The organism is Streptomyces sp. NPDC002446 (assembly GCF_053595675.1).
The window spans coordinates 123,002-140,800 of sequence record NZ_JBSFYC010000005.1 but is presented as its reverse complement, the minus strand read 5'-3'; the positions used below and the strand labels follow the sequence as shown (position 1 = coordinate 140,800).

At 73.2% G+C, this 17,799-nt stretch carries 15 protein-coding genes; 4 read left to right on the top strand and 11 right to left on the bottom strand.

The annotated features are described in order from the left end of the window. Nucleotides 1–37 precede the first annotated feature (37 nt). The 3 genes from ACWD6P_RS05205 to ACWD6P_RS05195 form a co-directional block, all read right to left on the bottom strand. On the bottom strand, nucleotides 38–1,282 hold the full coding sequence (locus tag ACWD6P_RS05205) for a glycosyltransferase (RefSeq protein ID WP_451442658.1): 1,245 nt from the start codon (nucleotides 1,280–1,282) through the stop codon (nucleotides 38–40). Continuing rightward, nucleotides 1,279–2,406 (bottom strand): glycosyltransferase family 4 protein, encoded by a 1,128-nt coding sequence (locus tag ACWD6P_RS05200; protein ID WP_451442657.1) that lies wholly within the window; start codon nucleotides 2,404–2,406, stop codon nucleotides 1,279–1,281. The genes ACWD6P_RS05205 and ACWD6P_RS05200 overlap by 4 nt, the downstream gene beginning before the upstream one ends. Before the next feature lie 136 nt (nucleotides 2,407–2,542). Further along, nucleotides 2,543–3,967, bottom strand: a complete 1,425-nt coding sequence (locus tag ACWD6P_RS05195) for a HEAT repeat domain-containing protein (RefSeq protein ID WP_451442656.1) — start codon at nucleotides 3,965–3,967, stop codon at nucleotides 2,543–2,545. A 321-nt stretch (nucleotides 3,968–4,288) separates the two neighbouring features. On the opposite strand from ACWD6P_RS05195, the gene ACWD6P_RS05190 reads away from it, so the two are divergent. Continuing rightward, entirely contained in the window at nucleotides 4,289–5,755 is a 1,467-nt protein-coding gene (locus ACWD6P_RS05190) for a PP2C family protein-serine/threonine phosphatase (protein ID WP_451442655.1), read from the top strand. A 206-nt stretch (nucleotides 5,756–5,961) separates the two neighbouring features. Here ACWD6P_RS05190 and ACWD6P_RS05185 read toward each other — a convergent pair whose 3' ends face one another. Continuing rightward, on the bottom strand, nucleotides 5,962–7,503 hold the full coding sequence (locus tag ACWD6P_RS05185; RefSeq protein ID WP_451442654.1) for a DNA-binding protein NsdB: 1,542 nt from the start codon (nucleotides 7,501–7,503) through the stop codon (nucleotides 5,962–5,964). A 285-nt stretch (nucleotides 7,504–7,788) separates the two neighbouring features. Between ACWD6P_RS05185 and ACWD6P_RS05180 the strand changes: the two genes are divergently transcribed. Continuing rightward, nucleotides 7,789–8,922 (top strand): aminoglycoside phosphotransferase family protein, encoded by a 1,134-nt coding sequence (locus tag ACWD6P_RS05180; protein WP_451442653.1) that lies wholly within the window; start codon nucleotides 7,789–7,791, stop codon nucleotides 8,920–8,922. Nucleotides 8,923–9,217: 295 nt separating this feature from the next. Continuing rightward, on the top strand, nucleotides 9,218–11,224 hold the full coding sequence (locus ACWD6P_RS05175) for an N-acetylmuramoyl-L-alanine amidase (protein WP_451442652.1): 2,007 nt from the start codon (nucleotides 9,218–9,220) through the stop codon (nucleotides 11,222–11,224). Nucleotides 11,225–11,340: 116 nt separating this feature from the next. Here ACWD6P_RS05175 and ACWD6P_RS05170 read toward each other — a convergent pair whose 3' ends face one another. After that, nucleotides 11,341–11,841: a hypothetical protein gene (locus ACWD6P_RS05170; RefSeq protein WP_451442651.1), complete on the bottom strand. Its 501-nt coding sequence runs from the start codon at nucleotides 11,839–11,841 to the stop codon at nucleotides 11,341–11,343. Nucleotides 11,842–11,928: 87 nt separating this feature from the next. Next, nucleotides 11,929–12,324 (bottom strand): ACT domain-containing protein, encoded by a 396-nt coding sequence (locus ACWD6P_RS05165; RefSeq protein ID WP_451442650.1) that lies wholly within the window; start codon nucleotides 12,322–12,324, stop codon nucleotides 11,929–11,931. A 100-nt stretch (nucleotides 12,325–12,424) separates the two neighbouring features. Here ACWD6P_RS05165 and ACWD6P_RS05160 point away from each other — a divergent pair, with 100 nt between their 5' ends. Continuing rightward, entirely contained in the window at nucleotides 12,425–13,153 is a 729-nt protein-coding gene (locus ACWD6P_RS05160) for a leucine-rich repeat domain-containing protein (RefSeq protein ID WP_451442649.1), read from the top strand. 39 nt (nucleotides 13,154–13,192) lie between these two features. Here ACWD6P_RS05160 and ACWD6P_RS05155 read toward each other — a convergent pair whose 3' ends face one another. The 5 genes from ACWD6P_RS05155 to ACWD6P_RS05135 all read right to left on the bottom strand — a co-directional run bounded on the left by ACWD6P_RS05155 (nucleotide 13,193) and on the right by ACWD6P_RS05135 (nucleotide 17,736). Beyond that, nucleotides 13,193–13,432, bottom strand: a complete 240-nt coding sequence (locus tag ACWD6P_RS05155; protein WP_451442648.1) for a DUF397 domain-containing protein — start codon at nucleotides 13,430–13,432, stop codon at nucleotides 13,193–13,195. A 263-nt stretch (nucleotides 13,433–13,695) separates the two neighbouring features. Next, a complete protein-coding gene (locus ACWD6P_RS05150; protein ID WP_451442647.1) occupies nucleotides 13,696–14,877 on the bottom strand; it encodes a thiolase domain-containing protein in 1,182 nt (393 codons plus the stop codon). After that, nucleotides 14,874–15,929 (bottom strand): thiolase domain-containing protein, encoded by a 1,056-nt coding sequence (locus tag ACWD6P_RS05145; protein ID WP_451442646.1) that lies wholly within the window; start codon nucleotides 15,927–15,929, stop codon nucleotides 14,874–14,876. Before ACWD6P_RS05145 ends, ACWD6P_RS05150 begins: the two co-directional genes overlap by 4 nt. Continuing rightward, nucleotides 15,929–16,876, bottom strand: coding sequence for a Zn-ribbon domain-containing OB-fold protein (locus ACWD6P_RS05140; RefSeq protein WP_451442645.1), 948 nt, complete (start codon nucleotides 16,874–16,876; stop codon nucleotides 15,929–15,931). Before ACWD6P_RS05140 ends, ACWD6P_RS05145 begins: the two co-directional genes overlap by 1 nt. Before the next feature lie 59 nt (nucleotides 16,877–16,935). Further along, complete coding sequence (locus ACWD6P_RS05135) at nucleotides 16,936–17,736, bottom strand: crotonase/enoyl-CoA hydratase family protein (RefSeq protein WP_451442644.1); 801 nt, start codon at nucleotides 17,734–17,736, stop codon at nucleotides 16,936–16,938. Nucleotides 17,737–17,799 lie beyond the last annotated feature (63 nt).

The following is a 17,799-nucleotide window of genomic DNA, read 5'->3' as shown; positions in this document are numbered from 1 at the left end:
ACCGCACCGGACATCGGTATCTCTTCGGACGCCATGGTCACCGACCGCCCCGCGGCCCCGCCGGGTATGGCGATACCGGTGCAGCGGCCGGCCGGCCGAGCACCGAGGGCGCGTCATGCGCCGCCAGGAAGGCGTCGACGGCGGGCTGCCAGCCGTAGCCCTCGGCCCGGCGGCGGGCCGCCGCGCGCCGGGCGGCCTCGGGCCGGGCCAGCACCCGCTGGACCGCATCGGCGAAGGAGGACCCGTCGTCGAGTGCCGTATCACCACCGCCGGCCACGAGCCCGGCCAGCGCCGAGGCCGCACTGGCGACGACGGGAGTACCGCAGGCGAGCGCCTCCAGGGCGGCCAGCCCGAAGGTCTCGGCCGGGCCGGGCGCCAAAGTGAGATCGGCGCTGGCCTGGAGCGCGGCAAGCCGGGAACGGTCGGCAAGATGCCCCAGGAACGCCACGGGCAGCCGCTCGGCCCGCGCCCGCGCCTCCAGACGCGCCCGCAGCGGCCCGTCGCCGACCACCACCAGCGCCGCGTCGACCCCGCGCCGGCGCAGCTCCGCCAGCGCGTCCAGGGCCCGCCCCGGCCGCTTCTCCTGCGACAGCCGCGAGCACATCACCAGCAGGTGCTCCGCCCGGCCCGCGCAGCGGCGGCGCAGCTCGGCGCTGCGGCAGTCCGGGTGCCAGGCGGCGAGATCGACACCGAGCGGCGCACGCACCACATTGCGCGCCCCGGCCCGGGTGAACTCCGCCGCCGCCCAGTCGGTGGTGCACACGACGCGGCTGTAGGCATGCGCCGTACGGCGGTTGAGCCGGTCCGCGGCGGCCCGCGCGAACGGCCGCGGCACGCCCCAGGTCCGCAGCACCCCGTCCACGCTCTCGTGCGAGACCATCACCGCGGGCACCCGGGCCCGGCGCGCCCACTCGCCCGTCCAGCGCAGCGTCGTACGGTCGGAGACCTCCAGCCGGTCGGGGGCCAGCGCCGCCAGCAGCCGCTGCAGCCGGGGGCGGTCGGTCAGCATGCGGTAGCCGCCGCTGCCGGGCAGCACCGGCCCCGGCAGGGTGATCACCCGCCCCTGCCCGGTGAGTTCGTCACGTATCCCGCCCGCCCCGCCGGCGCCGTCCGTGCTCGGCGGTCCGGGCACGATGAGCACGGGCTCGTGGCCGGCGGCCCGGTAGCCCTCGCCGAGTGCGCGCAGCGCGGTGCGCAGACCGCCGGAGGCCGGGGTGACGAAGTTGGCGATCCGTACGATCCGCAGCCCGGTGCCGGTACCGCTGCCGTTCCGGTGGTTCATGCCGCCACCGCCGTCCGGCCGGCGAGCACCGCCTCGTAATGTCCCAGCAGCTGGTCGCCCACCGCCTCCCAGGTGCGGTCCGCGACCGCATCGCGGGCCGCGCGGCCGTACCGCAGGCGCAGCTCGGCGCTGCCCCCGAGGAAGCGCACCGCGTCCCGGAACGCACCGCCGTCGCCCGGTGCCACCAGCAGCCCGGTACGGCCGTGGTCGACCAGGTCGAGCGGCCCGCCCGCCCGCGGCGCGACCACCGGCACACCGGAGGCCATCGCCTCCTGCACGGTCTGGCAGAAGGTCTCATACGGTCCGGTGTGCACGAACACGTCCAACGAGGCGTAGAGGCGGGCCAGTTCGTCACCGGTGCGACGGCCCAGGAAGCGGACCTCCGGCAGTGCGGTGCGCAGCCCGGCCGCGCTGGGGCCCTCGCCGATGACGACGGTGCGGACGCCCGGCAGCCGCGAGGTCTCGGCGAGCAGCCGGACGTCCTTCTCCGGCGCGAGCCGCCCCACGTACCCCACCAGCAGCTCCCGCCCCGCGGCCAGCGAACTGCGCAGCACCGCGTCGCGGCGCCCCGGATGGAACCGCCGGGAGTCGACGCCCCGCGGCCACAGGTGGACCCGCGGCACGCCGTGCTCGGTCAGGTCCAGCAGCGCCGAGCTGGAGGGCGCCAGGGTGCGGTCGGCGGCCGCGTGCACGGCCCGGATACGGCGCCAGGCGGTGGCCGCGCCGCCGCCGAGGTAGGTACGGGCGTAGCGGCCCAGATCGGTCTGGTAGACGGCGATCGCGGGCACCCGCCGCCGGGTGGCGGCCGCCATCGCACGGGCTCCGAGGACGAAGGGGCTGGCGAGGTGCACCAGATCGGGCCGGTGCCCGTCGAGCGCCGCGGACAGCCGGCGCCCGGGGAGCGCGATGCGTACCTGCGGGTATCCGGGCAGCGGCATCGAGGGCACCCGTACGACGGGACAGGGGCTCTCGTACGTCACGGCGCCGGGCGCGCCGCCACCGAGCGGTGCGATGACGAGCGGCTCGTGCCCGCGCCGTACGAGGTGCCGGGCGGTTTCCAGCGCGCAGTGAGCGACGCCGTTGACGTCGGGCGGGAAGGATTCGGTGACGATGACGACACGCATACCGCTGTTGTCGGCGTGCCGTGCGTGGAGGGAGCCACGTGGATCTTTCCAGCCGGAGAACGTCCCATGAGCGTTCCCCTGCGGGGATCCGCGGTCCGGGACGGCCCGGCCCCGGAATCCGCCGTCCCGCCCGGACTCACACCGGCGAGGCGTCCGGCCCGAATCTGCTGCGTACGGCCGTCTGGACCTCGGCCTCCTCGGCCGGGTCGGCGGCGAGGCGGCGGAGCTGTTCGACGACCCGGTCGTCACCCGTGGCGGCGTGCCGGGCGGCCAGCTCCCGCGTGGTCTCCTCGCAGTCCCACAGGCACTCGACGGCGAAGCCGGCGGCGAACCCCGGGTCGGTGGCGGCCAGCGCGGCGGCGGCCCGGCCGCGGAGATGGGAGGAGGAGGTCTCGCGGTAGATGTGCCGCAGGACGGGGGCGGCGCAGACGACGCCGAGGCGGCCGGTGCCGTCGACCAGCTCCCACAGGCCGCCGGCGTCCGGGCCCTCCTCCCGTACGGTCCTGCGCAGCGCGGCCAGCACCAGCTCGGCGTCGCGCTGGGCGCCGCGGCGGGCGAGCATCGCGGCGGCGGACGCGCCCAACCGGTCCGCGCGCGGCGCCCAGAGGCGGGCCCGCTCGACGGCGGCGATACTGCGCATCCGCTCGAAGGAGGCGAGCGCGGCCGAGACCAGCTGCTCGGAGGAGAAGGCGCAGGCGACCGCGTCCTCGATGAGGTCGAGGACGTCGGGATCGCCGCGTTCGGCGAGGTGGTGGAGCACGGCGGCGCGCGCCACGTCCGGTCCGCTGCGCGCGGCGCGCAGCAGCTCGGGCCGGTCCTCGGGCCCGACGACCGCGGCCAGGCATCGGGCGGCCGCGACGTGCCGGTACTCCGCGGACTCCAGGTCCAGGTCCTGCTGGGCCCACTGGAGAACCTCGGCCACGCTCCAGCCGGGACGCGGCCCGCGCGGCCGCAGCTGCCGCTGCCAGCGGTCGAAGGAGCCCTGTTCCCCGGCGGCGGCCAGGCGGGCGCCGTAACGGGGGTCCTCGGCCCACAGCCGCCACGGCCGGGGCTCGAAGGCGTCACGGACTGCCGCGGCCAGCTCGGTGTTCCCCTGCTCGGTCTCGGGGAAGCGCGCGAGCACGGCGGGGGCGAGGGTCATCAGCCCGGCGTCGTCGTCACGCAGCGCGAGCTCGTCCAGGGCCCAGCGCCAGTTGCTGCCGGCCGCGGCGTAGCTGCGCAGCAGCAGCCGGGCGGCGTCCCTGCCGTACGCGGCGAGGTGGCCGAGGACGGCGAGGGCGAGGCCGGTGCGCTCCTCCCCCGTGTCGACGAGGTCGTCGGGGTGGAAGAGGTGGCGTTCGATCGCCTCGAGCCCGCCGTCGAGCTGCATGTAGAGGCGCGCGTAGTAGAGCGAGCGGTTCTCGACCTGCCAGTCGCGCCGCGGGTCGCGCAGCACGCTGTCGTTGAGTGCCGCAAGCGCCTCGGCCCGCGGCGCCGCGAGGGCATGCAGGGTCCCGTCGCCGCGGCCTCGCTGCAGGAGGCCGAGCAGGGTGCCACTGGGCGCTATGTCTGGATCGAACATGAGGTCAGCATCCGGTGCGGGGGACAGGCTGGCAACGGGATTTCCGCTGACCGGCATTCTTGCCGGTGACCGCGGACCATATGCACGGCATTGCTCGTCGACCCCGTGGAATCGGCGGGAATGCCTGCGGTACGGCGGCCGAAGCCTAGCCTGGAAGCTGTCATTCCGCCGATTCGCCCCGGGGCTACCCAGGGAGGCCCGTGGCATATGACAGATGCACCACCGTATCGGGTAGTGCCAAATCCCTTACGGACGGTCGCCGCCTGTGCAACAGTCGTTACCGGCCCTTCAGCCCGGCGCCGCCTGATCACGGAGTACGTCATGCCGTCCCCTCTCTTCGCGGACCACCCAGCCGACCGGCCCCCCGAGCGCGACACGGTCGAGGCACTCATCACGCAGGCGCGCCGCCTGCGCGGCGGCCTCGACGCGGTGCGCCGGGAGTCCTCGGTGGACACCGACCTCGCCGCCGACCCGCAGCTGCGCTGGCAGCGGGCGCTGTGCGACCTCGCCGTGCACCACCTCGACGATCTGGGCGGTCATCTCGACCAGCTGAGAGAGGGCCTGCCCACGGAGAGTGAGGAAGACCTCGCGGCGCGGGAAGCGCTGCCGGCGGCCCCGCCGGAGCCCGAGCCGCATGAGCGCGGCGCGCTGCTGCGCCGCGTGGGCAGCGCCGAGTGGAATCTGCTCACCGACGAGGTCAGCTGGTCCGACGAGCTGTTCGCCATGTTCGGCCGGTCCCCTTCCGAGGGGCCGCTGACCCTCGACGAGCTGCCGTCCCTGGTGTACCCGGAGGACCAGGAGAGGCTGGCCACGATGGTCACCGACTGCCTCGTCGACGGCCGGCCGATCGACGGCGAGTTCCGCATCGTGCGGCCGGACGCGACCCTGCGCACGGTGCACATGGCGGGCGAGCCGGTGCTCGACGCCGATGGCAGCACCGCATGCATGTGGGCCGTGCTGCGGGACGTCAGCGAGCTGCGCCGCAGCCAGCAGGCGGTACGCGAGACCCGTGACTCGCTGCACCGCGAGCGGCAGATCGCGCAGACCGAGCACCGGCTCGCGGTCGAGCTGCAGGAGGCCGTGCTACCGCCGTGGCGCGGCTCGCTGCGGTTCCCGCAGGGCGGCCCGGTCGCCCTCGATCTCGCCGGACGCTATCTGCCGTCCGGCACCAGCGCCCTGATCGGCGGCGACTGGTACGACGCGCTGCAACTCCCCGACGGGACCACGCTGTTGAGCGTCGGCGATCTCACCGGTCATGGCGTCACGGCCACCTCCGGCATGGCGATGGTGCTGGGCGCGCTGCGCGGTATGGCGGTGGCGGGACAGCGGCCGGGGCCGCTGATGGGCTTCCTCAACCAGCTGCTGGACACCGCCGCCCAGCCCGCGCTCGGCAGCGCGGTGTGCGGCCGGTTCGACCCGGAGACGCGCACGCTGGAGTGGGCCCAGGCCGGGCACCCCGCACCGCTGCTCTTCCGCGGCGGCACGGGGCGCGCGCTGGACCCGCCCGAGGGCGTGCTGCTCGGTGCGACGTCGGGCGCGGTCTACACCCAGCACACCGAGCAGCTGGAGCCCGGCGACCTGCTCGTCCTGCACACCGACGGCCTCGTACCGCGCCGTACGTATGACGTGGCGGCCGCCCATGAGGGTGCCGAGCGGCTCCTCGCCCTGGGACCGCGGTTCGCCGCGGCCCGTAGTGCGCAGGACAGCGTCCGCGTCGTCGTCGAGGAGTTCGGCACCGCCGAGCGTGAGGACGACGCATGTGTGCTCGTCGCCAGGGTCGGCGGCTGACACACATCGCGGCAGCTGACGGGCGGTCCGGCGGATCCAAAGCCGGCCGCCCCGAGACGTCGGACAGGGGTGCGTCGATCAGCACATGAAACGGCAGGCCTGCTCCACAGGACGCCTCGTCACACGCAGCCGCGCGTGACGCTCCGTCACCTCTGCCGTTTCTGTCATCTCGCGTGGCACTCGGAGAACTGCGGGACCGAGCAGCTTCAGACCGAGAAGCTCTGACCCAGCCCCGGTCCAAATCCTGAGCCGAGACCCGGCCCCAGGCCCGAACCCTTGGCCTTGGGCTTCGCCTTCGGCAGGACATGCTGGATCTCCTCGCGCAGGTCCTGGATCTTGGCGTAGTTCGCGTACTGCCCCGTCAGCCGGAACATTTCGCGGAGCCGGTCCCAGGTGCGGTGGGAGGAGTTCTCACCGATGGACACCAGCGCGAGCCTGGCGTAGCGGTCGGCCTGTTCGGGGTCGTCGCCGATGAAGCAGGCCGACGCCATCGAGATGTAGTCGAAGATCTGCGACCGCTGGTGGCCGCTCAGCCGCAGCTCCAGGGCCTGTTTGGCGTGGTGCTGGGCGATCTTGGCGGCCGAGGGGTCGTGATCGGCGAGGGTGCGGAAGGCCAGCGCCTGCATACCGTGCAGATCCGCCTCGTCGAACATCTGCATCCAGCACGGCGGTGGCACATCGCCCTTGTCCGAGACGAAGAGCTCCTCGGCCTCGCCCAGCGTGCGCCGCATCGCCTGGCCGTGGCCCTTGGACGCCTGCGCCCAGGCCTCGATGGTGTGCAGCATCGCGCGGGTGCGCGGCAGGGTTTCCTCGCCGGAGCCGGACTTGGCCAGCTTCATCAGATCCAGCGCGTCGTCGGGGCGGCCCAGATGGACCATCTGGCGGGCGGCACGGGAGAGCGCCTCCCCGGCGCGCGGCCGGTCGCCGCCCTCGCGTGCCGCATGGGCGGCGATGATGAAGTACTTCTGGGCGGTGGGCTCCAGGCCGACGTCATGGGACATCCAGCCGGCCAGCACCGCCAGATTGGCGGCCACCCCCCACAGCCTGCGCTGGAGATGGTCGGGGTGGCGGTAGGCGAGCATGCCGCCCACCTCGTTGAGCTGGCCCACCACGGCCTTGCGCTGCAGCCCGCCGCCGCGGGCCGCGTCCCAGGCGCGGAAGACTTCGACCGAGCGCTCCAGCGCGTCGATCTCCTGCGACCCCACGGGGGCCGCCTCATAGCGGTCGAGGCCGATCTGGTCGAATTCGTCGAAGGAGTCGGAAGCGAACGGGTCGTCGTGGCGTCGGGCGCCGGCGGGGGCCGGGTCGGTGTGCAGCCAGTCGTGCATGGCGCCGGTGAGTGCGGAGCCCGCGGCGAGCGCCGCGCCCGCTCCCACCAAGCCGCGTCGGTTGAGCATGAGGTCCATTCCCGTGAATTCCGTGAGGACCGCGGCGGTCCGTTCGGGAGCCCACGGCAGACCGTCCATGGCCTGCCGCTTGCCCGCGCGACCGGTTCTTGCGAACCCGAGGTCCTCGATGGTTACGACACGGCCGAGGCGCTCGGTGAACAGGGACGCCAGTACCTTGGGCACCGGATCCCGTGGGGTCTCCCCCATGTCGATCCAGCGCCGTACTCGCGAGGTGTCGGTCGCCAGCTGCGGATGCCCCATGGCCGCCGCCTGCCGGTTGACGAGTCTCGCCAGCTCGCCTTTGGACCAGCCGGCCAGGCCGAAAAGGTCCGCGAGACGGGTGTTCGGCTGCCTGTCCACGTCAAGCCCCCAGGTTCCTCGACTGAGTTGACAGTAACGGCCGGTGACGTGCGCTGCGACCATTCGCCAGGGTTCGCCAGGGTCCGCCAGATGGTCTGCCACCCGCAGCCCCGTGTTCTGTAGATGTGCCGCCCCCGGCCTGGTGGCGGGACCGCATTCCCCAGGGTGCGCGCCCTTCACAGGGACCCTGGATCGGCCTCCTGCACGGGGCCCGTTCACGGGTTCCCACCACCAGGCCGGGGAGCGCACGCAACTCGTCGGCGCACGAAGGGATCTGTCTCACCCATGTATGCAGCATCGTCCGCCGTGACCGCCCCCGCCCGGCCGTACCGCCCGCATCCCACGGGGGGCGGGCCGTATCTCGCCCCCTCCCCTTCCGCGGGAGCGGTCCCCGGTCTCGCCGGCGGCCGGACCCGGCGGGCACAGGGGACGGGCACCCAACCGCTCAGCGGGAGACTTGACTTGTCCGGGCCCCAGGGCGCCCAGCTGCGCGCCGCGGTTGCCTCGGTGCATCGCATCTGCCCGGAGTTCAATCCGGTCCAGGTGCTGCGCCGGAGCGGCAAATCCGTCCTCCTCGTCGGCACGACAGGCCGTATGACCGCGGTCGCCAAGTGTTTACTGGACCACTCCCCCGCATGGGCCGAAAGGTTCCGGCAGGAAATAAGCGCATACCGCGCATTCGTCCGGCATCGTCCGCCGGTACGGGTGCCGCGGCTGGTGGCGGCCGACCCCGACAACTGCACGCTGATCGTGGAGCGGATGCCCGGCCGGGTCGCCGCCATGACACGGCACCCGTCCGAGGCGCCTCCCCGCGCGGACGTACGGGCCGCGCTCGGCGCGATCTGCCGGATCAACCTCTGGCGTCCGCCGGCCGGGCTGTTCGACGCCCCGCTGGACTACGCCGGCCGCATCGGCCGCTACCACGACCTGGGGCTGCTCACCGACCGTGACCTGGGCGATCTGCAGAAGCTGATGCACGGCCTGTCGCACGTCCAGGGCCAGTTCTGCCACGGCGACGCGCTGCTGAACAATGTGCTGCTCTCCCCCGCCGGCCCGGTACTCCTGGACTGGGACAACGCGGGCTGGTACCTGCCGGGCTACGACCTGGCGACGCTGTGGTCGGTCCTCGGCGACGCCCCGGTGGCCCGCCGTCAGATCAGCCAGCTCGCCCAGAACGCGGGCCCGGCCTCGCGGGACGCCTTCCTGGTGAATCTGATGCTGATCCTCACCCGCGAGATCCGGCGCTATGAGACCGCCGTGCAACGAACGATGCGCGAACCCACGCCGACGGGGACGACGGGCCCGGGACAACCCGGCGTTCCCGCGGCGGGCGAGGAGCAGCGGCTGCTCCTGCGCCGGCTGCACGACGACTGCCAGATGGCGCGCCGTGCGGTACGGGCGGCGGTCGGCACCCGCTGACCGCCGAGGGGGACTGTGAGCGGCGCGCCCGGTAAGTACGGGCCGCGCCGCTCACCCATGTGCGCGTTCGTTGGTCCATTCCACTGACGCCTCGCAGGCCGGGCGGCGCTCCGGGAAGGCTCCTCTGGAGTTGCCCTGACATGCGAAATCCCGACCTGGAACGGTGATTGACGGACCGTCGGCAGACGTATAGCGATGGGCCCGACGGGGGATCTACTCTCGGGTCCCACCCCGCACGGCCGTTTGCGCACCCACCGTCACACCGCCCGGCTCGGGCCGGCTCGAGGAGGCTGTTTTGCGAGGATCCGCCCCGGAAGACACACAGAGAAAGCACCGTCCGACCCTGCGCAGATCCACCACCGCCGTCGCGGCGGCCGTCCTGCTGCTGCCGCTCTCGGGGGCACCGTCCGCGAGCGCCGGACAGCCCCGGCCCGACCGGCTGCAGCGGGCCTTCAGCGACGCCGCGGCCCGCTTCCATGTGCCGCGCAGTGTGCTGCTCGGCGTCTCGTATCTGGAGTCCCGCTGGGACGGCCATGGCGGCGCGCCCAGCGTCTCCGGCGGGTACGGCCCGATGCATCTGACCGACGCCCGGACGGCCCTGTCACGGGTGCCGGAGTTCAGCGAGGGCGACGAGGACGCGCGGGGTGACGGCTCGCGCGCCCGTAAGCGGGTGCCGCGGAGCACGGCGCAGCGGGCCGCGCTGCCGGCCGAACTCCCGGCCCGTCTGCGGACCTTGGCGACCGCGGCGAGGCTGACCGGTCTGAGCGCCGAGAAGCTGCGTACCGACCCCGCGGCGAATGTGCTGGGCGGTGCGGCGCTGCTCGCCGCGGAGCAGCGCCGGCTGGGGCTGCCGGCGGACGGCGATCCGTCCCGGTGGTACGCGGCGGTGGCGGCCTACGGCGGGCAGGACAACGCGCGCAGCGGCCGGGCCTTCGCGGACGACGTGTACGAGGTGATGCGCCGGGGCCAGGCGCGTACGACCGACGCGGGACAGCGGGTCACGCTGGCCGCCACGCCGGGCCTGACCCCCGACGCCGCGCAGCAGAAACGTCTCGGCAAGCCGGCCACCAAGGCCTCCGCACCGGGCTCCGAGCGCGGACTGGAGTGCCCGTGGACCGTCGCCTGCGAGTCGGTCCCGGCGCCGTACGAGGAGTTCGGCGACAAGGACTACGGCAACCACGACAAGGCGAACCGCCCCGTGGACCAGAAGGTCAACGCCATCGTCATCCATGACACCGAGGGGTCGTGGGACGTCACCCTGAAGCTGATCAAGGACCCGAAGTATGTGTCCTGGCACTACACGATCCGCTCCTCGGACGGCCTGATCGCCCAGCACGTGCCGACCAAGGACGTCGCCTGGCACGCGGGCAACTGGTACATCAACTCGCACTCCGTCGGCATCGAGCACGAGGGGTTCCTCGCCACGCCGGACGCCTGGTACACGGAGGCGATGTACCGCTCCTCGGCCCGCCTGGTGCGGTATCTGAGCCGCAAGTACGACGTACCGCTCGACCGGCAGCACATCCTGGGCCATGACAACGTGCCCGGCACGACCCCGTCCACGATCCCCGGCATGCACACCGACCCCGGCCCGTACTGGGACTGGGCGCACTACTTCACCCTGCTGGGCGCGCCGTTCCACCCCGACGCGGGACCCGACGGCGGCCTCGTCACCATCCGCCCCGACTACGACAAGAACAAGCCGCGCTACACCGGCTGCGCAAAGCCCGGTGACCTCTGCGCCCCGCACGGCTCCACCGCGGTCCGGCTGCACAGCGCGCCGAGCGAGCTGGCTCCGCTGGTCAAGGACGTGGGGCTGCACCCGGACGGCAGCGATTCGACGGACGGTGTGAACGACACCGGCGCCCGCGCCACGACGGGCCAGCGGTACGCGGTGGCGGGCCGGGTCGGCGACTGGACGGGGATCTGGTACCTCGGGCAGCTCGCGTGGTTCCGCAACCCGTACGACCAGCCGACGGCGGTGCACACCCAGGGGCTGATCGCCACACCGAAGGCCGGCCGGCCGGAGATCCCGGTCTACGGCCGTGCGTACCCGGAGAAGGAGGCGTACCCGGCGGGGGTGCCGTACCAGGCCGTCACCCCGCTGCCGTACAAGATCGCCGCGGGCCAGAAGTACGCCGTCGGTGACCGGATGACGGGCGAGTACTTCTACGCCCCGACCTTCGACGTGAGCAAGCACGCGATCGTGCGCGGCAAGGACGTCTACTACGAGATCCAGCTCGGCCACCGGGTCGGCTATGTGCGGGCGGCCGATGTCGACCTGCGGCGCTCGGGCTCGTAGACCGGGCGCGCCCCCGGTTTCGCGGACCGGCCGGTGAGAGCGTCGCGCCCGGTGGACGGCCGAGGTCGGGCCGTCCACCGGGCGCCAGCCATGTCCGCTCCCGGTGCCGCGCGGGGTCAGCCCTGCTGGAAGAGCTCCGCCGGCAGCGGCTTGAGCAGTGCGTAGAGGTCGTCGGTGATCGGCCGGTCCCAGCTGGCGATGGTGACCAGCACGCCGTCGCTGCGGTCGAACTGGGCGCAGGAGATCCGGCTCTCGGAGCACTTGATGCGCTTGACGATCAGCAGGTTGTCGTCGTGCATCACCGGGGTGTCCTCGCTCTCGACGACCGTCACCGGCTCGTCGTTGCCGAGCGCCGAGAGCAGCTGTGCCACCTCGAAGGGCACCTGGTCGTCTTCCAGCTCGCGGGCCGGGGAGCCCTCCGGCAGATTGCCGATGATCATCGCGGGGCCGCGGCCGCCGAACAGGTCGTAGCGGAGGAAGACGCCCTGGCAGCTCCCGTCGGGTGCGGGCAGCAGCCCGGCCCCGAGGTTGCCCGGCCAGTCCCCGGGGTCCATGGCGAGTACGTCGAAGTCTGGACCGGCTGGCGTGGCTGCGCTGCGGCGACGGAGGAAGGACATGCCGCCATCGTACGTGGCCCGGCCGGGCATACCCGCGCGGACATCGGGGTCAGCGCGCGGTGGCCGTCGCTCCGCTTCCGTCGCCGGTCAGGCCCGCTCGGCCAGCTCGCGGAGGTGGCGCAGCGCCTCGGCGGCCGCGTCGTACGGCACAAAGAGGTGATCATGGTGGAAGCCGGCGACGACATTGCAGCTGAGCCCGGCCCGCGCGAGTGCGGTGGCGACGGCCGCGGTCAGACCGACGGCGTCCAGCGCGGAGTGCACCCGCAGGGTGATCCAGCCGGCGACGTAGTCGTACGCCAGGCCGGCGCGATCGGCCTCCTCCTGGCGGACGACGAGGGTGAGCCCTTCGGGCTCGGCGACGGTGACCACCGGCGTCAGCCCCTCGGGGACCGCGCCGGGGACGCTGGTGAAGACATAGCGGCCCTCGTTCAGCTCGGGACGCATCCCGCTCAGCAGAACCTCAAGATCACGTTCACCCGTCATGCCGCCCACCCTACGCTCGGCAACGGGGCGCAGCGCGGCACCCACGCGCGCCCCGAACGCCCCGAACGCCCCGGACGCCCCCGGAAAGGACACCGCCTCCATGCTTGCCGGACCTCGCACCCTCAACCTCTGGAAGGCCGGACTGAGTTCGGTGCCGCCGGAGGTCTGGCGGCGTACCGACTGGGAGGTGCTGATCCTCGCCGACAACGCCCTGACCGGGGTTCCGCCGGAGCTCGGCCGGCTCAAGGCGCTGCACACGCTGGATCTCGGCCACAACGCGCTGACGGCGGTGCCCGACGAGATCGGCGGGCTGACCGGGCTGACCCGCTTCCTCTATCTGCACGACAACCGGATCGGCGCGCTGCCGGACTCCCTGGGCGGGCTGCGCGGGCTCGGCTACCTCAACGTCGGCGACAATCCGCTCGGCAGGCTGCCGGAGGCGGTCGGTGAGATGGCGGGCCTGGTCGAACTGCGGGCGCAGCGGGCCGAGTTGACCGAAGTGCCCGGGTCGCTGGGGCGGCTCGGGCGGCTTCGGGAGCTGTGGCTGGGCGGCAATGCGCTCACGGAGCTGCCCGAGAGCGTCGGGGCGCTGCGCGAGCTGCGGCTCCTGGAGCTGCGGGACAACGCCCTGGACCGGTTCCCCGAGCCGCTGCGCGCGCTGCCGCTGCTGCGCCGGATCGATCTGCGCGGCAACCGGATCGACCGGCTGCCGCCCTGGATCGCGGGGCTGCCCTCGCTGGAGAAGCTGGATCTGCGCTGGAACGCCGTCTGCGACGGGGCGGAGCCGGTCCGGGCGCTGCGCGCGCGAGGGTGCGTGGTGCTCACCTGACCGGACCGCCGTCAGGAGCACCGGACGGGCGACCGGCTCCTATGTGAGGTCGAATTCGCCGTCCCGGGCGTCCAGGACGAAGGCGCGCCACTCGGCCGGGGAGAAGATCACCGCCGGGATCTCCGGACTGCGGCGGTTGCGCAGGGCGATATAGCCCTCGACGAAGGCGATCTGGACATCGCCCACGCCCTGGGTGCTCGACTGCCACTCGGCCTGCGACAGGTCGAGATCGGGCCGGGGACCGCCCACGAGCCGCTGCTCGATGATGCTGTTGGCCACGTTCCTCGCTCCTCCCGGTTCGTCCTCCGCGCGCAGCCTAACCACTGTGCGCGGGAACGGACAGAGGACGTGGCCGGGGGGTGGGAGGCGGGGGGACAGGGGGTGGGATGCGGGGGGACAGGGGGTGGGATGCGGGGGTCTAGGGGGTGGTCGAACAGTTCCCGTAGGGGACGCGAGGCCCCCCTGCGGGGCCACAACGTGGTGGGGGTGGAGGGTATTCCGCACAGCCCGACACCCGCGCCGGCCGACGCCCGCCCGCCCCCTCAGGCTGCCGGGCGGTCGGCGCCGACCAGCCACATCGCGAAGAACTGGGAGCCGCCGCCGTAGGCGTGTCCCAATGCCCGGCGGGCGCCGTCGACTTGGTGCTCGCCGGCCCGGCCGCGTACCTGGAGGGCGGCCTCGGCGAAGCGGATCATGCCGGAGGCGCCGATGGGGTTGGTGGAGAGCACTCCGCCGGAGGGGTTGACCGGCAGGTCGCCGTCGAGTTCGGTGACGCCGGACTCGGTGAGCTTCCAGCCCTCGCCCTCCTCGGCGAAGCCCAGGTTCTCCAGCCACATCGGCTCGTACCAGGAGAACGGGACGTACATCTCGACCGTGTCGATCTCGCGGCGCGGGTCGGTGATGCCGGCCTGCCGGTAGACGTCGGCGGCGCAGTCCTTGCCGGCCTGCGGCGAGACGAAGTCCTTTCCGGCGAAGAGGGTGGGCTCGCTGCGCATCGCCCCGCCGTGCACCCAGGCCGGCGGGTGCGGCGCGCGTGCGGCGCCGGTGCGGTCGGTGAGGATCATCGCGCAGGCGCCGTCGGAGGACGGGCAGGTCTCCGAGTAGCGGATCGGGTCCCAGAGCATGGGCGAGGCCTGCACCTTCTCCAGGGTGATGTCCTTCTCGTGGAGGTGCGCGTAGGGGTTCTTCAGGGCGTTGCGGCGGTCCTTGTAGGCGACGAGGGAGCCGACGGCGGCGGGGGCGCCGGTGCGGCGCATATAGGCGCGGACGTGCGGGGCGAAGAAGCCGCCGGCGCCGGCCAGCAGGGGCTGCTGGAAGGGGACCGGGAGGGACAGGCCCCACATGGCGTTGGACTCGGACTGTTTCTCGAAGGCGAGAGTGAGGACGGTGCGGTGGACCCGGGCGGCGACGAGGTTGGCGGCGACCAGAGCGGTGGAGCCGCCGACCGAGCCGGCCGTGTGCACCCGCAGCATCGGCTTGCCGACGGCGCCCAGGGCGTCGGCGAGGTAGAGCTCGGGCATCATGACGCCCTCGAAGAAGTCGGGGGCCTTGCCGATCACCACGGCGTCGATGTCCGGCCAGGTCAACTGGGCGTCGTCCAGGGCGCGTCGGGCGGCCTCGCGGACGAGTCCGGCGATGGAGACGTCCCGGCGGGCGGCGACGTGTTTGGTCTGGCCGATGCCGACGACGGCCACCGGCTCCTTCGATGTCGCGGCGTTGCTCATCGTTCCCCCTCCAGGACGGCGACCAGGTTCTGCTGCAGGCACGGCCCGGACGTGGCGTGGGCGAGGGCGCGGCCGGACTCACCGCGCTGGATGCGGGCTGCCGCCTCGCCGAGCCGGATCAGGCCGGCGGCCATGACGGGGTTGGCGGCGAGCGCTCCGCCGGACGGATTGACGTCGACGCCCTCGCCGAGCCGCAGCGCAGTGCGCAGGACGACCTCCTGGGAGGTGAACGGGGCGTGCAACTCGGCGGTGTCCACGGGCCGTTCGAAGAGTCCGGCCCGTTCGGCGGCGAGCCGGGCGGAGGGTGAGTCGGTGAGGTCGCGGACGCCCAGGCTGTGGGCCTCGATGCGGTGGTCGAGCCCGCGGATCCAGGCGGGGCGGTCGGTCAGCCGGCGGGCGGTGTCTCCGGCGGCGAGCACGACGGCGGCCGCGCCGTCGCCGATGGGCGGGCAGTCGCCGGTGCGCAGCGGACCGACCAGCGGTTCGCCGATGGGCACGGTGCCGCGCAGCTGGGCGGACGGATGGGCCGCGGCGGCGGTGCGGCGGCGGGCCGCGATCCGGGCCAGCTCCCGTTCGTCGGTCAGTCCCGCGTCGATCAGGGCCTGGGCCTGGAGGGCGGCGAGGGCGACGGAGTCGGGCCACAGCGGGGCGACGTAGTACGGGTCGAGCTGGCGGGTGAGGACCTCGCGGACGTCGCCGGGCGAGGACTTGCCGTAGGCGTAGACCAGTGCGGTCTCCGCCTCGCCGGTGAGGATCTTCACCCAGGCCTCGTACAGCGCCCAGGCACCGTCCATCTCGACATGGGACTCGGCGATCGGCGGCCAGGCGCCGACGCCGTCCAGGGCCATCGTGAAGGAGAACGCCCGGCCGGCGAGGTAGTCGGAGGAGCCCGAGCAGGTGAAGTCGATGTCGCCGGCCTTGAGGCCGGTGCGGGCCAGGACGTCGTGGAGCACCGGCATCAGCATCTCGACCTCGGAGGTCTCGGCGCTGTCGCGGACGTGCCGGCTCTGTCCGAAGGCGACGATGGCGACCTCGCGTATCGGATCGCGCATCAGATCAGCTCCTTGTAGCTGTCGTAGTCGGCGTCGGGTTCGCCGGTGGGCCGGTAGTGGTCGGGGAAGCGTCCTTCCCCGGTCCATACGGGTTCCACCCGCAGGCCCATGCGGACCTGGTCGTACGGGATCCCTCCGATGCGGGCGTGCAGGGGCAGGTCGGCGCCGTCCAGCGCGATGTGCGCGTAGACGTAGGGGACCTCGATGTCGAGGTTCTTGGCCTTGATGTTGACGATGCAGAAGGTGGTGACGGTGCCCCGGGGGCCGACCTCGACCTGGCCGCCGGTGGCGACGCCGCAGGTGGGGCAGGCGCCGCGGGGCGGGACGTAGACCTTGCGGCAGGAGGGGCAGCGCTCGCCGATGGTCCGGTGGCCGGTGAGCGCCTGGAGGTAGCGGGACTGGGCGCGGCCGGGCGAGTAGGTGTAGTCGAGCCGGGCGGGGGTGGTGATCGTGGTGACGGGTTCGGCGAACTCGCCGTCGTGCGGTACGGGCCGGTCGCCGTCCGCCGCCTCGTCGGACGGCTCGAAGCAGGCGATGTCGGTGATGGCGCCGGTCCGCTCGGCGGCCCAGCGGATGGTGACCCGCATGCCGGTGCGTACGGCGTCGGGGCCGGGGGCGTCCAGTGCGTGCAGCAGCGCGGTGTCGGCGCCGTCGAGCCGGACCAGGGCCCAGGCGAAGGGGGTGGCCAGCGGCTGGCCGCGGCGCGGGGAGGGGTTCCAGGCCCAGGTGGTGACGGTGCCGGTCGCGCCGACCTCGACGAGTTCGCTGAGCTCCTCGGCGGTGACCGGGTCGTATTCGGTGGGCGGTACGACGATCCGGCCGTCGCCGGCCCGGACGCCGAGGACGGTGCGCTCGCGCAGCCCGGTGAGGAAGGCGCTCTGGACGGGGCCGAGCGAGCGGGTGAAGGGGAATTCCACGACGAGCGGCGCCGTGAGGACCTCTGACATGCGGACTCCTTGGGCTCCTGGGGTTCCTGGGGTTCCTCTGGCTCCTCGGGCTGTGGGGCTCAGGCGCGCCGGTAGACGGGCGGGCGTTTCTCGGCGAAGGCGCGAGCGCCCTCTTTGGCGTCGGCGGTGTCGAAGACGGGCCAGCCGCGGGCCAGTTCGGCCTGCAGCCCGTCGGCCTCGGTCAGTCCGGCGGTCTCGTAGACGGACGCCTTGACGGCTTCGACGGCGAGCGGGCCGCAGGCGTTGATCCGCTCGGCGATCTCCAGCGCCTTCTCCCGCGCGGTGCCGTCGGGTACCACATGGCCGATCAGGCCGATCCGGGCCGCCTCGTCCGCCGGGTAGGGGCGGCCGGTGAGCAGCATTTCCAGGGCGTGGGTGCGGGGGATCTGGCGTGCGAGGCGGACGGTGGAGCCGCCGATGGGGAAGAGTCCGCGGGCGACCTCGAAGAGCCCGAAGGTGGCGCTTTTGCCCGCGACGCGGATGTCGGTGCCCTGGAGGATCTCCGTACCGCCGGCGACGCAGTGGCCCTCGACGGCGGCGATCACGGGTTTGCGGGGGCGGTGGTGGCGCAGCATCGCCTTCCAGTGCAGGTCGGGGTCGGCGCGCAGCCGGTCGCGGTACTGCTCGCCGGCCATCCCGCCGCCGGCGAGGGCCTTGAGGTCCATCCCGGCGCAGAAGGTGCCGCCGGCGCCGGTGAGGACGATGGAGCGGATCTCGTCGTCCTCGTCGGCGGCGAGCCAGCCGTCGTACAGGCCCACCAGCATCGGCAGCGAGAGCGCGTTCTTCGCCTCCGGCCGGTTGAGGGTGAGCACCAGGGTCGCGCCGACGCGCTCCACGGTCAGATGTTCCGTACCGCCCATGCCGTCCTCCCGTCTCAAGACGTAGAACAGGTTGCAGTAGCCGCAGGGCGAGTTCAAGAGTTT

Coding starts and splice junctions, on each gene's coding strand:
- ACWD6P_RS05195 (WP_451442656.1), bottom strand. CDS start 3,967: ATGTTCGATCCAGACATAGCGCCCAGTGGCACCCTGCTCGGCCTCCTG.
- ACWD6P_RS05145 (WP_451442646.1), bottom strand. CDS start 15,929: ATGCGCGATCCGATACGCGAGGTCGCCATCGTCGCCTTCGGACAGAGC.
- ACWD6P_RS05140 (WP_451442645.1), bottom strand. CDS start 16,876: ATGTCAGAGGTCCTCACGGCGCCGCTCGTCGTGGAATTCCCCTTCACC.
- ACWD6P_RS05200 (WP_451442657.1), bottom strand. CDS start 2,406: ATGCGTGTCGTCATCGTCACCGAATCCTTCCCGCCCGACGTCAACGGC.
- ACWD6P_RS05160 (WP_451442649.1), top strand. CDS start 12,425: ATGCTTGCCGGACCTCGCACCCTCAACCTCTGGAAGGCCGGACTGAGT.
- ACWD6P_RS05165 (WP_451442650.1), bottom strand. CDS start 12,324: ATGACGGGTGAACGTGATCTTGAGGTTCTGCTGAGCGGGATGCGTCCC.
- ACWD6P_RS05150 (WP_451442647.1), bottom strand. CDS start 14,877: ATGAGCAACGCCGCGACATCGAAGGAGCCGGTGGCCGTCGTCGGCATC.
- ACWD6P_RS05170 (WP_451442651.1), bottom strand. CDS start 11,841: ATGTCCTTCCTCCGTCGCCGCAGCGCAGCCACGCCAGCCGGTCCAGAC.
- ACWD6P_RS05190 (WP_451442655.1), top strand. CDS start 4,289: ATGCCGTCCCCTCTCTTCGCGGACCACCCAGCCGACCGGCCCCCCGAG.
- ACWD6P_RS05135 (WP_451442644.1), bottom strand. CDS start 17,736: ATGGGCGGTACGGAACATCTGACCGTGGAGCGCGTCGGCGCGACCCTG.
- ACWD6P_RS05180 (WP_451442653.1), top strand. CDS start 7,789: ATGTATGCAGCATCGTCCGCCGTGACCGCCCCCGCCCGGCCGTACCGC.
- ACWD6P_RS05205 (WP_451442658.1), bottom strand. CDS start 1,282: ATGAACCACCGGAACGGCAGCGGTACCGGCACCGGGCTGCGGATCGTA.